The sequence below is a fragment of the Mucilaginibacter gracilis genome (genome assembly GCF_003633615.1).
Classification (GTDB): domain Bacteria; phylum Bacteroidota; class Bacteroidia; order Sphingobacteriales; family Sphingobacteriaceae; genus Mucilaginibacter; species Mucilaginibacter gracilis.
Genome location: NZ_RBKU01000001.1, coordinates 4,970,608 through 4,987,996 on the forward strand (window position 1 = coordinate 4,970,608; position 17,389 = coordinate 4,987,996).

10 protein-coding genes are annotated in these 17,389 nt (G+C 44.2%); all 10 read right to left on the minus strand.

What is annotated here, in order from left to right:
- Positions 1-140: 140 nt before the first annotated feature.
- Positions 141-2,312 carry an alpha-L-rhamnosidase-related protein gene (locus tag BDD43_RS22155; RefSeq protein WP_121199862.1) on the minus strand — a complete coding sequence of 724 codons (2,172 nt, stop codon included), beginning with the start codon at positions 2,310-2,312 and terminating at the stop codon, positions 141-143.
- Positions 2,313-2,388: 76 nt separating this feature from the next.
- Entirely contained in the window at positions 2,389-3,969 is a 1,581-nt protein-coding gene (locus BDD43_RS22160) for a sodium:solute symporter family transporter (RefSeq protein WP_121199864.1), read from the minus strand.
- A gap of 99 nt (positions 3,970-4,068) precedes the next feature.
- The gene (locus BDD43_RS22165) at positions 4,069-5,148 is read right to left on the minus strand and encodes a Gfo/Idh/MocA family protein (protein WP_121199866.1); all 1,080 of its coding nucleotides are present in this window, start codon (positions 5,146-5,148) and stop codon (positions 4,069-4,071) included.
- A 96-nt stretch (positions 5,149-5,244) separates the two neighbouring features.
- Positions 5,245-5,952, minus strand: a complete 708-nt coding sequence (locus BDD43_RS22170; RefSeq protein WP_121199868.1) for an L-rhamnose mutarotase — start codon at positions 5,950-5,952, stop codon at positions 5,245-5,247.
- A 3-nt stretch (positions 5,953-5,955) separates the two neighbouring features.
- Positions 5,956-7,848: a right-handed parallel beta-helix repeat-containing protein gene (locus BDD43_RS22175; RefSeq protein ID WP_246001728.1), complete on the minus strand. Its 1,893-nt coding sequence runs from the start codon at positions 7,846-7,848 to the stop codon at positions 5,956-5,958.
- Positions 7,849-8,133: 285 nt separating this feature from the next.
- Positions 8,134-9,054, minus strand: a complete 921-nt coding sequence (locus BDD43_RS22180; protein WP_121199872.1) for a sugar phosphate isomerase/epimerase family protein — start codon at positions 9,052-9,054, stop codon at positions 8,134-8,136.
- A gap of 14 nt (positions 9,055-9,068) precedes the next feature.
- On the minus strand, positions 9,069-10,472 hold the full coding sequence (locus tag BDD43_RS22185) for a dienelactone hydrolase family protein (RefSeq protein WP_246001729.1): 1,404 nt from the start codon (positions 10,470-10,472) through the stop codon (positions 9,069-9,071).
- A gap of 2 nt (positions 10,473-10,474) precedes the next feature.
- Complete coding sequence (locus BDD43_RS22190; protein WP_246001732.1) at positions 10,475-11,587, minus strand: sialidase family protein; 1,113 nt, start codon at positions 11,585-11,587, stop codon at positions 10,475-10,477.
- A gap of 173 nt (positions 11,588-11,760) precedes the next feature.
- Positions 11,761-14,595, minus strand: a complete 2,835-nt coding sequence (locus tag BDD43_RS22195; RefSeq protein WP_121199874.1) for an alpha-L-rhamnosidase — start codon at positions 14,593-14,595, stop codon at positions 11,761-11,763.
- A complete protein-coding gene (locus tag BDD43_RS22200; protein WP_121199876.1) occupies positions 14,592-17,387 on the minus strand; it encodes a glycoside hydrolase family 2 protein in 2,796 nt (931 codons plus the stop codon). Before BDD43_RS22200 ends, BDD43_RS22195 begins: the two co-directional genes overlap by 4 nt.
- Between the last annotated feature and the right edge of the window lie 2 nt (positions 17,388-17,389).

Sequence of the window (17,389 nt, forward strand, 5' to 3'; positions counted from 1 at the left end):
CCTTGTCATTGTGTAGATTAGTTTGTCAAAAATAGAGTTCAAAAATAGTCTTCTGGTTAAAACGAAAATGATATCCATCCAAATACTGTTGCAGGTGGCTTTTACATACTAACTAAATACACAACTTTATTAATTTATACTTATAAAGCGGTGTAAGTTATGGCGTAATTTTTACCTTTCTCAACCGTTAGCTCATAAACGTTATTACCCTTTGATACAATTGTGGCATCCTTACAGGCGGGTTTGCTTTTACTTTTAATACGCAATATGCCTGTACCGCTATCACCCTTAATTTTTATTTCACTCGCGCTGCAATACATTTTAATATCACCATCGGGAGTTGGCACGGTGCCATCCATCCATTTTAAACCACCTAAATTGGGTTCAACTAAATAAGTATTATAACCTGGTGTTAAGGGCTTTATACCTAAATAGTATTTACCCAGCAGGTAAATTGGGCTTGCCCCCCAGGCGTGGCACAAACTTTTGCCAAACGGGCGGCCATACATGGCGTAAACATCGGCGCCGCTTTTATCGGGGTTATACTCTTCCCAAAAACTTGTTGCGCCAAGCTTTAACATGCCGCCCCAATAATCTTTCATTTGTTTAAGCACATAGTCCTGCTCGCCCATAGCGCATAGTGCTTCCAGTTCGTAAAAGCGCATGTATGGGGTGGTTATCTTTTGTATCTTATCGTTAAGCAATACATTTTGCTTAACATCCTGCTTTTGCTGCTCGTTAAAGTAGTTAAAAAAGATAGCGAACATATTGGTATACCGGGTTACGTTGTCGCTTTGTACACCATCAATCAGGCTGTGTACCAGGGCATGTTTTTGTTCGTTCCAGTACAGTTTAAATATTTTGGCTTTAAGTTCGTCGGCAAGGGCCTGGTATTTAGCTGCGCCTTCGGTATCGTTATTTAATTTAGCGCAGGTGGCCATAGTTTCAAGGCTGCGGCAAAACAACAACTGTTCAAAGCTCAGTTCGCCTTTTTTACTCAGGCCGTCGGCCCAATCAATAAACAGCCAATCGCCTGCTAAACCGCTCATCATGCCGTTTTTGTCGCGGCGGGCAAGGCAGTAATCCATCAGGGTTTGCATGCGCGGATAAAACTGCTTGATAAATGTTTTATCGCCAGTGTACTGGTAATAATCGTTGATACTCAAAAACCAGTAAAAAGTATAATCCATTATGGTGTTGATATGGCTGGTTACCGGGTCTTTACCCCGTAAAGCCAATATGGTGCGGGTAACGGTGGGCGAATCAAAAAACGAATAATAATTCATGGCGTAGCTTTGATAAGCATCGCCCGACCATATCCACCTGTCTCGTTTTATACCATCAATAAAAAACTCGCGCGTGGCTAAACTGAGGGTATATTTAGATACATCGTATATTTTGTTCACTTCGGCATCCGAACAGCGGAAACCACCGCGCTCTTTAAGCGGCGCATACTCGTACAACATCGAAACCGAGTCGACACTGATACTACCATCAAACTGTACGTTAACATAGCGCAGCGCCTTTGACAACTCCATAACCGAATCCTTTTTTGCAGGCTCGTTAATGGTAAGTTCATCCAATGTTTCGCAATGGTCAACAGATTGTGCTTCTTCTTTCGATTCGCCGTAGTAAATATGCAGTTTACCTTTGCCTTTTAAGCCGTGCAGCTTAACAAAGCCAAAGGTTTCTTTCCCAAAATCCAAAAAGAAGGAATTAGCGTTTTTATCGCTGCTAACGGCATGTTGCGGCGTTGTTGGCAAGCTAAATTTTGAAGGCGGCATTAAAGGATTGTTAAAATTCCAGGCACCGGCATTCAAATAAACAGTGCCCGATTTATCTGATACTTTGCCCGTGGCATCTATCCATTCCTTATCCTCAAACGTAGTAAGCCAGGTACCGTCAGAAACTACGGTATTCCCCTGCACAAAAACAGATGGTACCCTATCCTGGCAGTATACCTTTAAACTTAACTTATGGTGCCCGGCAGGTACAGTAATACTTTTGGGGTAGCCCACAAAAGCCTGTCCGTCAACCTTAACGTTATAGGTTCCCTCAACGTAAAGTTTAACTTCTTCGGCAGCCGGCACATCAAAATCCTTATGAAATTCAACCAGTACATAATGGCTGTCCATTTTCCAAAGCACAGGCAAAAACGCGCCACGGTCGGTGCGGCGGTTTTGCATTTTATTACCAAGCCAAACCTCAAAATCGCCGGGGTAATAAATCCAGGTAGCCTTTTTGGCTTGCGCCGATGCAAGGTCCGTCGCAAACAAACCGCATAATAAAAAAATGTAAACTATCTTCTTCATAAATTCAAATTGGTCAAAATCAAAAATTCAAAAACACATCTTCCATCTCTTGTTCCCCCTTCAGGGGGCTAGGGGTTTAATTAAAATACAGGTATAAACCAACCATAATTAAGCTTAACAATATCCACGAAAGTTTAACCTTGTTTGTAGTTGTCCATACAGGTGTTTCGGCTTTTTCATCTACAACATAGATTTGCGGAGAGGGGTCGAACAACGAGATCAGCACGGCCAGTATAATCAGCAAAGCAAATATCAGGAAAGACAACATCAGGTAATGCGGCCAAAAATGAAATTTGGAGGCAGGCAATACCCAAAGGTAAACCACACCCGTACCCAAACTAATTACCGAACCTGCCGACAATACAAAATTTACCGCCTTGCGCGAAGTACGTTTCCAAAAAACAGAGAGCAAAAACACTACCGCCAATGGCGGCGCTATAAAGCCGAGTATGGATTGAAAAACATCAAATAAGTTCAGATCTTTAATGCTATCAATAGCCAGGGCCATGCCGATGGCAAAAATACAGCCGGCAATAACCGTTAAGCGGCCTGTTTTTATAATTTGCTGGTTTGATGCCTGCGGGTTAATTTTTTTAACATAAATATCCATGGTGAACACCGTGCTCAATGCGTTTAGCGATGAGCCTATGGTGCCAACTAAAACGGCAATTAATACCACGATAACCAGTCCGTTCATCCCCGGAGGGAAAAGGTTGGTCACCATTGTCATGTAAGCCTCGCTGGGGTCCTTTAAATGCGGGAACAAAATATAGCAAAGTATTCCCGTAAGGATAAATAGCGGCAACGAAAGTATTTTAAGCCAGCCAATAAAGCTTACGCCCAACTGCCCCTGCTCCAGATTTTTGGCACCTAATACGGATTGCACCATGGCCTGATCGGTACAGAAAAACGCTATTGCCGAAACCGGGTAACCCAACAAGATAGCGTACCAGGGATATTTAGGGTCGTTTGCCGGATGGATCAACGTCCAATAATTAGCGGGTACGCCATGAAATACCGCCGATAGGCTGCCAACCTTAATAACCCCTAAAATATTAAGCGTTAGCGATACGCCGATAAGCAGCAGCATTTGAAAAATATTAACCTTAGCTATGGCCTTTAACCCTCCCGTAAAGGCAAACAGCCCCGCAAACGAAACCAGCACAATAACCGATTGCCACATGGGGATACCCAACACCTGCCTAACCAGCAAGCCGCCGGCAAACAACCCTAACGAAAGCCACGAAATAAGCATTTTAACCAATGCATACCAGGCCAAAATATTTTGAGTTGAATCGCCATAGCGGTTACCCATAAACTCGGGCATGGTGGTAACCTTGGCAGCCAAATAACGCGGGGCAAAAACCATAGCCAGCAGCATTAAAAACACAAAGGCATACCAATCGAAATTAGCACCCACTATGCCCGAGCTAAAACCGATACTTGCAAAGGCCAACAATAACGACGGCCCAACATTGGTTCCCCACATGTTAAAGCCAATACTTGCCCAACCTAAACTTTTGTTAGCCAAAAAGTACGATTCCTCCTTATTGCGACCCACAAAACTGGCCCTGTAGCCAATCACTATCAAAATCACCAGGTAGGCTACTACAATGCCGTAATCCAGGGCGGTAAGGCGGTTAACTATACTATTCATATTTTAGTGATTGGGTTATTGGTTAGGTTTAATTTATAATATCATCAACGCTACATCATTGCGGTAACAAGCAATGATGCTCACGCATTCGTTCCCCCTTCAGGGGATTAGGGGGCTAACTTTGTATTCATTCAATATATCGTTTATCTTAACAGGCACTCCGGTTTTCAGTGTACGATCCATCGCTTGCAGCAAAGCAATAGTACCAATACCCTCTTTCAAATCGGGATAGGCGGTAAAATTTTGTTCAATGCTATCTGCAAAGTATTCCAAGTAATTCTGGTACTCACCGGCATGGTGACTTTGGCCCTCAAAACGGAAGTAGTATTTTATAGTGCTATCGCCCCAGGTAACTACTTTCTCTTCACCGGTTTTATCGGTAATGGCATACCGTAGCTCATGGTAATCCGCTTGCGATGCACCTACCGTTCCCCTCAAAATAACGCTCATGCCGCTATCGCGCTGTGCAGGTTGGGTTGGGCCGGTGTAGGCGCCGCTTACGCGGGCTATGCGCCCATCGGTTGCTTTAAAAATAAAGTGCATGGTATCTTCATTTTTTAAACCCGCATTTCTGCCATTCGCGCTTATCATGCCATAGCCCATTACCTCTTCAATATTGGGTAAGTACCAACGGATAAAATCAACCGGGTGACTCAAGCCGCCGTATAGCCATTTAAACGACGACTCCAATGCCCAGGGCTTTTCTAAAAACCAACGATGATCGGCATGGTAATGGCTTTCAACTGTAATTAAATCGCCAATAAGGCCAGCTTCAAAATCCTTTCGCTGCCGTTTGGCAGGTTCAAAAAAACGGGAACTTTGGCCAACAAATATTTTTTTGCCAACCTTTTCTGCCAGTTCTATCAGCTCGTTAGCGTCCGATAAATTATCAATAAAGGGTTTGGTGCAAACCACATGTTTATGATGCAGCAAGGCTTGCTTAATGTGCCCGGCATGTAAATGATCGGGCGTGTAAATGGCTATCACATCAATTTCGGCATCATTAAGCATATCCTCATAGTTGGTGGTATAGCTATGAAAATTAAATTCTTCGGCACGCTGCTTACACAATTCTTCGTTCCTGTCGCAAATTGTTTTCAGTTCCCATTTAGAGCTCTGTAACGCTGCCGACATGGTGCTCCGGCCTTCGCCTAATCCTAATATTCCTAATTTGAGCATGGGTTGTATTTGGTTATTGAGTGATTTAGTTGTTGAGTTATTAGGTTATGGTTTTGTTGCTTTTCCTGATTCTGGCTTCTTGATTCTTGCACCTCATTATACAGGTTTAAAAAACACCCAGGTTTCTCCTTTTTTAGTACCCGGGATTCCCTCCTGGTACTTCGACATTATCTTATTCCATTCATCAACTCTCGGGTTATTTTTTGTAGTTAAAGGATTCAGTTTGTCCAGACTTTCACCTTTCGGGATGCTAATGATAAGCATCAACTGCCTGCCGTTTTTAAACACCAGTAAACGCTGAAATTTTGCATTACAAAAACCCTGTGAAACCTGCGGCCATTTTTCAAATTGGGTTTTATGATAGTTTAAATATTCCTGCTGCATTTTAGGGTTGGCCACCAGGTTGGCGGTTAATAAAATATTATCCAGTCTAAGGGCACTCTTCTTTTCCGTGCTGCAATTAGTTCGCTCAAAATCATAAAACGGATCTTGATAAAGCTTGACGGTACAATTTTTAAACGCCGTTTTTATCTGTTCATAAAAACGTTTATACCCATCGCCGTAAATAACAAAATGGTTTTTCCATTGGTAAATATCATGGGCATCAATAAAAGTTTGCTTTGCACAAAAACTTAATAACTTATCCTGCTCGGTAGCCCCCCCTTGGTAAATAATCTCTATTACCACCGGCTTTTTTAATGCCTGTGCATTGCTTTTGATTGAGCCGCACAACAAACCAAGCACTACTAACAAAATACACAAATACTTAATAATAAGATTATTATAAATTTTAACTATAGTCATTATTTAAGAGTGATTTATAGGTTGATTTGCCGGGTTATTTACTCGCTCTTTAAGCAGATATTGATAGGCTGGTTGTAAACCTGCCTCGTTTTTTATCTTGATGGGTACCGTTGGCCCGTTGTTTTCCCAGGTATTTCCCGGCCCGTTAGCGTTCTTTAAAAAATTTTCGGCAGGGCACCAATTGTCTTTTATGGTGATGTAGGATGAGCCTTCATCCAGGTATAAGTAAAACCAGTGTACCGGGTCGTGAGCGTAAGGCGCTTTGTATATGGAGTCGACGTAGTTCTCGGTTATTAATGTTCCGGGCTGTGCCGATAGCGTGTAAATCCCGGCCACATCATACATGTGCTTGGCGTAATGGCTAATCTTATTTGCATAAATACGGTTATTGCTCATGGCGTTTATGGTCTTGGTCCAGCCCCACCCTACGCTAATTGCGGTATACGATGTTTCGCAAATTTCATTATGTTCAATGTTGATGTTTTTAACGTAGCCTGCGCCAATGCCAACACATCCCCAGTCTTCGTTGCTTACATCGGTAACCAGGTTATTGGTTATATGTTCGTTGGTGCAAACCTCCCGCAAATCTTTGGGATTATAAGGCAAATGTACTTCGGTTGATTCATCCGAAAACACACCCGTTAGTATGCCCGTTCCGCCAATATCTTTAAATAGGCAACCTTTAATTTCATCGTCGTGTGTGCCGCGCTGGTAATCTAAACCTGTAGAAGCGAGGTGCTCAAACCGGCAAGCCTCAAAGCCGGTATTATTAGCATAAGCTACCTGTACCGCCGCAGCCGGGCGACCCACCCATGCTTGATTTTCCAAACCTTTTTTATCCGGCGTACCGGGTATTTTGAGCTTATAAGCATCAAGCATATACATGCCCGCCTGGTGCGGAACGAGGCCCGCTTGCGACGGCCTTAACCACGAGGAATGCTCAAAAGCTATTCCTTTGAAATACACATGGCTAACCGGGTTATCAATACTACCTTCAATTTTTACCAATGTTTCGAGCGAAGGCACAACAGCATTTGCCGATGCCATATCCTCACCTTTGCGGGGCCAATAATAAATTTTTCTGCTTTTTGTATCCAGATACCACTCGCCGGGTTCATCTAAAAACTGTAAAGCGTTGGTTAAATAAAACGCCGAGTTGCCCGCTTTTTTTGAGATGAATGGCGCAGGCCAGGGATGTTCCGACTGGATGCGGCTCTCCGGTTGTTCAAAACTCAGTTTGGCACTATCGCCCTGCAACTGTATAGCTTTGATGCGTAAAACGGCAATAGCCCACCATTGGTGGATAAACATTTCCATACCCACAACGCCGCGAAGGTTGCCCGTTTTAGGCTTTGGTATCCAACAGGTTTGTTCTTTGTGGTTCCACGATAGAATGCGGCTCATACTATCCGCATTAATACTGCGGGCGCGGGTAGCCTTGCGGTTATTAACCCAAAGCTGCCTGTAATTAAGTAAAGCACCCGCAACCGTTGGTGCATCGGCAACCCAAACATTTCCTTTAGCCACGGCTGCCAAGCCGAGTAGCGAAGCTTTTTGCTTTTGCCAGCCTTGTATGTTTACGCCCCCGCTTAATACAGGCACTTCGCCCGGTGCAGCTTCTATTACAGTTGGACTGGCAGCCGTACCCGAATCTTCCGGGCGTACAAAAAGTGGTTCAAATAATTGGTATGTGCCACCTCTTAAAATAATGTGGATTCCGTTTTTAATCGACTCATCATTTAACCTGCGCAATTCCCTCGCCCTACGCAAAGCTGCCAACGGTGTTGCCATGGGCTGATCTTTAGTACCAACATTTTGATCTGAGCCTGTTGGCGATACCCAAATATCTGCGGCGTTTGTGCTTAGGGTTAAGAGTAAAAAAGCTATAAGTATCACACACTTAAAAAGCCTATGGCTTGTATAATTCCCCTTTTGGGAATAATAGCCCATAAAAAGACAAAGAGAAGTTTTAAAGAGTTGGGCGATTCCCTCCCAACGGGAGGGTGTAGGGAGGGCTTTATGCGAGGGCAAGGCGACTAAACCCCTCCCTGCCACTTCACAACCTAACGCACCCCTCCCCGAGGAGGGAGTAAAAAACCATCTGCAATACAATAGGCTATTCCTCTCAGGAGGGGAATTCACCTGATTATTATAGAACGATATATTTCTGACTCCTATCATTTACGATTGAAATACCGATTTAACATAAGTTGTATTGGCTCCAAAGTTCCCCTTAACATCTTTGGTATTATTTTTATCGCGCGAGCGTTCAATTACCAGCCAGCCGCTCCACTTCATTCTATCTAAGGTTTTCTTTACCTTTTCCATATCTATCTTAGGGTCGTTTTGCAACCATACGCCGTCGGTATCGCTGCAATGTATCTGGCAGATGCGTTTTTTACCCAACGTTTCAAGCTCTTTGCTTACATCCCTGCCATTGTCGCAGGCGTTGGCAAAATTGAAATAGCTTTGTACCGCTTTACAGCCAATTTCGTCCAGCAGTTTCACTTCGTCGGCGGCGGGCAATGCGGTTTCAATACCAATGGTTATACCCATCGCTTCGGCTTTTGGGCCAATGGCTTTCAGGCGTTCTATTATGGCCGGGCGCAATTCCGGCTTTTTAACAACGTCGCTTCCGCCGAGGGGTAAAAACACCACCTTTACATTCATGGCCTTTGCGGTATCCAGGCAATCCTGCACCATACGGTCAACCCCGTCGCGCTCGGCGAACGATTGTGCGTAGAAACCCGTCATAGCCAACGAACATATTTCCAGATCAAGTTCTTTAGCCTTATCCAAAAACTGTTGCCTGACCTCCGGCGTAGCTAACTGGCTATCGAAGGTTACCCGGTTACCTAAACCACCCATATCAACCTCAACCCCATCAGCACCAATATCCTTAGTGAGCTGGAAGGCACCCAGTTTTTGGCGTTTCAATATCATCAGGTCAACCACGGCAACTTTATATTTTTGATTAGGGGCCGAAAAAACATTGGCCCAAGATGCGTTTCTGGCCAACACTAAACCACCGGTTAACATAGCAGTGCGTCCTAAAAAATTTCTCCTGTCCATTGTTGCTAATCGTTCTTCTTTATTTTTCATATCCTGAAGCTTTATTATTTGATGGCCGTTGCCTCATTAAAAACCTTCTGCATCTGCTCAAATCCGTGTATGGCATTCGCAGGCAAACGCTCGCCCTTATCGCCAAACACATATAGCGCCTGCTCCTTTTCAACAGTACTTTTTGTTTCGTCAATATTGCCGTCGGCATCCTCAACGGCTTTAATATCCAGGCTCAGATGCTGTGCCATAAACGCATACATGGCTTTGCGTTTTGATATGCCATAATCATGACCTTCATTAGCTAAATGCACATTTTTAACCTGATCGATTTTGCCGTAATAGCCGTAAACTTTTTGCAGATAAGGGAACTCTATTTCGGGAACGTTCGCTGTCCAGTCTTTCCCATCCGACACTACCAGTTGCGGTTTGGGCGCAAACATAGCGGCCAATTCCGGGTTGTCCGTTCCGCCTTCGCATAAATGAATAGGCATCCCGCTTTCTGAAAGTGAACCACCATAAAAATAGCAAGATAGCATCACCACCGGTACGCTTACCTTAATACGATCATCCAATGCCGAAAGTAAAAAGGTTTGGCTGCCCCCGCCCGATGCACCGGTAATACCCAGGCGGTTAACGTCCGCTCCTTTTTGAGCCTGCAAAAAATCAATGATGCGCAAACCATTTAAAGCCTGAATGGACATGGCTAAACTGCGGTTATGATCTTCAAACTTAAATTGCAGCATAGATTCGCCCCAGGCAAACAGATCGTAACTAAAAGCCATGGCACCCATGCGGGCAAGCGTGGCGCAAAGTTTTTGCTGGTCTTTATTGTAGCGCCCGCTCTGGAAATGGCCATTAGGCGCAATAACTACAGGTGCCTTCCCTTTGCTTTTAGCAGGGCGGTATAACGAGCCACATACATATAAACCGGGTAGGGTTTCAATAGCTACATTTTCGATAGTGTAGCCGTCCATTTGCCGTAAACGGGTAATTATGGGTGCTGAATTGGGCTTTTTGGGCATCGGCGAAAGCCCGAGCGTACTGAGCATACATGCGCGGATGGCATATTTACGTTTCTCGAAACTTGGTACATCGTTGTATAACGACGACAGGTAATCCAACTGTTGTTTACCGTCTTCCACCGTCCAGCGGGGGTAATCAAACTTGCGAAGCTTGTACACATTTCCTGTTTTGGGGAACGAAATATCAAGCGGCGTTAATATGTTATTAAGTGTTTTGTCAACATCGGGCCTAAACCGCCATTTGGCAAAGGTAACCACCTGGCCCTTAACCAAACTTTCATCATATTTAATTTGAATGTGAAAGCGGGCCTCAATTTCACTAAGCACTTGTTTTAAAGGCTCTTTTAAGCTATCATCTGCACTTTGCTGCGCTACGGCTTTGGCCGATAACATCAGTAAAAAAACGAGAGCCGTACAAATCCTTTTAATCATCATACTTATAAATCTTTGGTATCGCCGGTTGCTACGGGTAAAGTATAACCCTCTACCTTGGGCCATTCGCCGTTTTTAATCTCCACCATTTTTAGTTTCGATGGGTCAACCACCACATGTTTAATGCGCTGCCTGCGCCAGGTATATACAAAATGCACCAGGCCATCGCTAGTTTGTATTACAGCGGGATAAGAGTATTGACTTATGGGCGAATCTTCCAGTATCAGCGATGCAAACCAGGTTTTACCATCTTTTGATATAGATACATTTAATGGTGTCCGCGCGCCTTTAGCCAAAATGCCCGGTGGCAATACGTGGTTATAAACCAGCAACTGCCTGCCATCCTTCAATGTTACAGCATCCGTACCCGAATTATTATTGGGAAGGGACGTTTTAGTCAATGGCGACCACGTTAAACCATTATCAGCCGACCAGGTTTCTAAAATTGCCCGGTTTTGGCTGCGGCAAAGGGCTTGCAAGCGGCCATCTTTATAAAACAGTATACTGGGTTGTATGGCGCCCTTGGTATCGCCGTTGGCAACGGGACCAATCAGTTTCCATGTTTTACCGCTATCGGCACTCAATTCAAAATGGGTTTTCCAACCACTATCTTCGGTGCTGGATGGGGATAGGATATTGCCGTTGCTCAACAGTACAGGCTTATTTTTAATAGGGCCCAAAATGCCATTTGGCAAAGGCTGCTGCTCGCCCCAGGTTTTACCACCGTCTTTAGATGTTTTGTAAAAACCTTTCCAGGTTGAGGGTTTAGGCCCAATTTTGTAAAACAATATCAATTCGCCCTTTGGCACCTGGAACAAAACAGGGTTCCAACAAGCATCGCGGGTAGTGTCCGGGTGAATACCATTAGCCACATTCTCGGGCGTCGACCACTTACCATTCTTTTTTTGGTGGCTCACCCAAATGCAAACATCGGGGTTACGCTCTTTTGTACCACCAAACCATGCGGCAACAAGGCCCTCGCTGGTTTCGGCAATGGTAGCGGCGTGGCATTCGGGGAAAGGGGCTTTTTCAAAAATAAACTCGTCGGTTTTAATTCCCCTTCGCCAAGGATTTTTTTGTTGGGCAAATGTTGTGTTTGCTATGAAGCATAATAACAAGATAGTGAGAACCTTAAATAAAAAATAATAATGTGCGGTTCCGCTTTTGAGCAAGTTGGAGGGGCGTGCTCTCATTGTGGCATTGCGCATAGACACACCCCTGCCATTACTCAACCCAACGCTCCCCCTCTCGAGAGGGGAATTAAAAAATAGATTTTCAATATCTCCTATCATCATAATACTGACTTAAATTCATAACTCCCGGAGCCAACCTCTAACACGGCTCTCCCCTTTTCCATCCTCAAAAATTTCACTCCTTCAACAGCACTGATACTCTTGCCCGATTCTAAGACATCGCTAACAGAGGTAGCCGGAACATAAACTATAGCCGAACTATTTGCCGGAATGGTAATGTTCCAATTAAAGCTTTTACCCTCTTTTTTCCAGTTACTCTTAATCATACCATGAATAGAATGGTAGCTGGCTTTAACATAGTCCAAACCGTTTGCGGGTTCGGGTTTCATTATCAGTTGTTTAAATGCGGGTTTTAAAGGGTTGGCTTTTATCCCGGCAAGGTCTTCGTAAAACCACACCAGCAAATCGCCCAGTAGCATTACATGGTTTTGCGAATTCATTTGCGGACTTGCGGTATCACCGTTCCACAATTCCCAAAAGGTTGTAGCGCCTTTGTTTACCATATATCCCCAGCTTGGGTAATCGGTGTTTGATACGATGTGATAAGCAATGTCGGTGCGGCCATTATCGGTTAGGCTACGCATTAACCATTGCGTGCCTATTACACCTGTGCTGATGTGGCCGGTATTATCAATCAGTATCTTATCCTCAATGTTTTTAAAAACCGCTTTGCGGTTGGCCTGCGGAACCATATCAAAATACATAGGCAGCAGGTTTGATGTTACCGAATTATTGCTGTAGCGATTTGTTTGGCTGTTAAAAAACTCCTTGTTAAAAGCAGTTTTGATGTTAGCCGATAAAGCAGCATAACTTTTAACATCCTCCGGTTTATTTAGCACTTGTGCAAAACGCTGCATCAATGTTAGCAGCCTATAGTAGTATGCGGTTGCTATTAAATGCCCATCGGTAGTACGCAGGGTATCTTTAGAATGTATCAAAGTAGGCGATTCTGGCGGAACGCACCAGTCGCCATATTTATCTTTGGTTACAATGTAATTGGTCATGTATTTGGTTTGCATATACCCCAGCCATTTCTTCATCGAATCGTAATGCTTTGCAATGGGTTTGGTATCGCCGTATTGTGTATACAGCATGTCGGCTACTATAAGGTATGTTGCAGGCCACGTTACGTCGTCGCTGTAATAATTCCAGTAAGCGGGTGCAACATCGGGCAAACCACCTTCCGGTTTTTGCGATTCTTCGATATCATCAACCCATTTGGCGTAAAGCTTAGCGTTATCAAACACAAAACTTTCGCTGTACGATCCCGTAGCATGGTCGGCCAGCCAGGGCATACGCTCGTTGCGTTGCGGGCAGTCCAAAGGCATCCCCTTGTAATTAGCGCGGATACCCCAGTACGCATTGCGGTATATTTTATTAATAAGCGTGTTTGATGTTTCAAAACGGCCCACGTTTTCAAGGTCGTCATTTACTACCTGTCCTTCAAAATCATCAACGGTGGGCACGCCGGGGTAGCCCACAATTTCTACATATCTAAACCCGTGATAAACAAATATTGGGTGCCATACTTCGGTTTCACCGCCTTTTAGGGTATAAACATCAGTAGCTTTTGCATCCCTCAAATTAGCCACATACAGTTCGCCGTCGCTTTTGGTAGTTTCGGCAAAACGCAATTGCACCTTTTGGCCCTTTGTGCCCTTTACCCGCATTTTAAGCCAGCCCGCCATATTTTGGCCCATGTCCATTACATAGGTTGTTGCGTTTAACTTGGTAATCGCTTTTGGCTTAATAATTTCAGTAACCCTGATCTTTTCATTCATCTGGGCCACCAACTTACCGCCGGGTGCTTGTACCAATTCGGCTTTAAGCCATTTAGCTTCATCGTATCCGGGCAGCACAACTCTACTATGCGGACTGGTTATTTTTGTTTTTCTCGCATCGGCCCAACCTGTTAATTCTTTATTGGCATCATATTCTTCACCGTCGTATTCGTTGTTTGTTCGTATCGGGCCATCGGCGGTAACCTTCCAGTTGTCGTCGCTGCCAATCGTCATGTGTTTTGTTGGCGTGCCGTTATTATATTCAATATCCATTTGCAGCAGCATTTTTGGATAGCCGAAAGTCTTAATTTTTTGAGGTTTATAGTTTTGCCTCATGGTAAAAAACCTTCCATTGCCTAAAACAACGCCTACGGTTGCAAAACCACCGGTCAAGTTTTCGGTAACATCGTAAGTATTATATTTAACCGACTTTGTAAAATCTGTTGGCGAAGGTGCCATAACCTGGTCTCCAATGCGCTTACCATTAATATATAGCTCATATAACCCCAAGCCAGAGATATAAACCGTGGCCCTTTTTATTCCGCCCGGCAATTCAACTTCTTTACGGAAATACCTTGCCGATAACCTTGAAAACTTAGAAACGCTATCCCAGGCAAACGATTTATCCAGCCCTATCCATTTGGCTTTCCAGTCGCTGGGTTTTAATAAACCCATGCTCCATTTAGCAGGTTCGCTCCATTTGCTTTCGCCTTTATTGGTGGTAACCTGTACCTTCCAAAAACAAGCCATCCTGCTGTTTAGTGTTTTACCCGCATAATCAACCTGTACCGATTGCCCGGATTTGATAGTTCCCGAATCCCAAAGATCGCCTGCGTTAGCTGCCAGCTTTTCGGGAGACGAAGCAACCATGATATGGTAGCCTGTTTGCTGTACATTGCGTTCTCCGGAAATGATCTCCCAGCTTAAACGCGGGTTAACCGCATCTATTCCCAAAGGATCAACCAGCATTTCGCAACGCAAATTTTGTAAGGCAATGGCTACAGTTGCCTTTTCGCGAAACGAAAAAAGACTCATGCTACTGCCAGTAAGCAATAACAATAATAAGGGATAAGCTATTTTAGTGAGTTTCATTTGCCCGAAAAATCAAAGTATAAGGTGATTGATAACGCCATATCTATGTCCTTGTAATAATCAAAATATTTGTTTGGCATACCCTGCGGCCCCAATTTTTCCGGCTTTTGCGATTTGGTACCGATAGGCGAAATGCCGTTCATAAAAGATATATCGCCCGATGGGAAAGCCGGAGCCGTATTATATACCTTTTTAGGATTGGCCGGGGTAAACAAACGCATAAATACGTCGCGGTTATCACAAATAATAGTAATGGGTTGGGCGGTAGTGTTCAGCTTCATCCAATACAGGTTTGAGTAATAACCCTTAAATTCGGGGTACTCCAAATTGGGTTGCCCGGTTATGGTGTTGTTATAGGTTTTATCCCAAATGCCTATCTGCGTGCCTTTCATCCGATTTTTCCAAACCCGGTAAGGGCCATCGCCTAAATAAGTTACACCTTTCACATCCTTTTCGGGATAGGAGAAACTTACCCCAAGCAAATTCCCTTCTTCGCCAATGGGCCAGTATTTTACAGTTAACTTAACCCATCCCGATGGGAAGATAGTCCACTTTAACTGTGCCTCATTTGCTTTTTTCTCAAATGTAGCTTCAACTACCAAACTGTCATTATCGTAATGGTAGCTCAACTTTTGGAAACCGGTTTTCTCCCAGCCTTCGGCCAGTACCGGGCCGTTGTTAAAAGGTATGTTACCTTTCGGGTTTTTAACGCTCATTAACAAGCCCGAATTCCGGTTAAATTCCACCTCAACACCATTAGCACGCACTTTGTATAGCGAATCTGTTTCTTTAATAACAGGTTTGGCGGTACCCGCGGTGCTAATCATTTGTTTGGTTACTTTGTTATTGTTGCTTAACGGATAGCTCCAGGTAAATAATTCGTGATGGGTTACGTCATAAGCGGTTACATACAGCACATCATAGTTTTGCCAGCCCAAAGGCAATTGCATTTGCAGATAGCCAAATTGCCCCGGCGCAATATCCGGCGAAGCAATAGGGCCCGATTTAGCTGTTACAGCGGTTTTGTGATAAGGATTATCAAAGCCGGCCAGTTTATACGTAAAACTGCACTGCTTAATATTGGTGTATAGGTAACGGTTCTCCATCCGTATTTTACCGTCAAATGCCGGGGTTACTTCGCGTGGTTCCATGTGTACGGGGCACCAAATTTCTTTTATGGCGTAATAACTGCCTTCTTTTTCGCGGTAAGGGCCAACTATACCATCAGGTGCATGGTCGCCGTCCGAATCCAGTTCGCCGTTTTTATCAGTTCGTACCACATCCTCATCCAAAAAGGCCCAGATAAAGCCTCCTGCCGATAGCGGTGTGTGCCACATCAGCTCCCAAAAATCATCCAATCCGGCACCTGCGCCGCCGTCGTACAAACCATGTAAAAACTCTGTAGGGAAGGTTACATCGTGGCCATGCAAATTAGTAGCCGTACCGTAATCGTAATTAATATAATGCTGCGTGTTGATACCTTTATATATTGCCCAGGGATGTATTAATGGGCGTTTTTGTATATCGTACTGGCCGAACAGGTGGTCAAGGTCAAAATTAAAGCCGCCCTCGTTACCGTTATCCCAAATAACTATTGATGGGTGATTAACATCTCTGGTTATCATTTCTTTAACCAGTTTAGAGCCTACCTGTGTATCGTAATAACTATGCCAGCCGGTAAGTTCGTCCAACACAAAAAGTCCGAGCGAATCGCAAACGTCTAAAAAATGCTCATCGGGTGGATAGTGCGACATCCGAACGGCATTCATGTTAATGTCCTTTATCAGCTTAACATCTTCTATGCTGATGTTTTTATTAACGGCTCTGCCTGTTGTTGGCCAAAAGGTATGGCGGTTAACGCCTTTAAACTTCACCTTTACGTTGTTTACATAAATGCCATCATGCTCGCGAAACTCCACGGTACGGAAGCCGAATTTTTGCTTTACTACATGGATAGCTTTACCATTGCTTACCAAGGTAAATACAACCCGGTATAAGTTTGGAAACTCCGGCGACCATAGTTTTGGTGACGAGGTGCTACCTTGCAAATGCACCACACTATCACCTTTATTAATGGCAGCCTGAAAAGCCGCACCAACCTTTACACCACTAACGGTGTAAAATTGCGCAGATACCTTGCTGCCAACTGTAGCATTATCTAAAAACACATTTGCGCTAAACTGGCCGCTGGCCAGGCCATTTACTGCAACGTGGCTGATGTGCTGTTGCGGTGCGGCCTCCAAATAAACCGGCCGATAAATACCTCCAAATATCCAAAAGTCACCTTTGCGTTCGGCAGCGTTTACCGATGTATTGGCCGAATGCTTATCAACCGTTGCTTCCAACAAATTTGTATCGCCATATTTAAGCAGTTTACTTATATCGTATTTAAATCTGTAAAAAGAACCCTGGTGTATATCGCCCGCCAACTGGCCGTTTAGTTTAACGCGGGTATCGGTCATGGAGCCCTCAAATACAATGTTGATATTTTTACCTTTCCAGGAAACGGGCACCTTAAACTCATACTTATATTGGCCCGACTCTTTACCTCTTACGGTATCTTTATCCAGACCATAATTATATTTGCCGAACCCTTGAAACTCCCAGTTTGACGGCACCGGAATGGTCGTCCACTTACCCGAATTTCTCCCCGCAGTACAAAAAAATTGCCAGTTAACGGTATGGTCGCTTCCTGTGCCTGATAGGTATAGCTTTTCTGTTTGCTGCGCGTAAGAGAAGCAGGAAGTAAGAAGCAGAATGCCGGATGCTATGGTTCGTATCAAATTGCGCATAA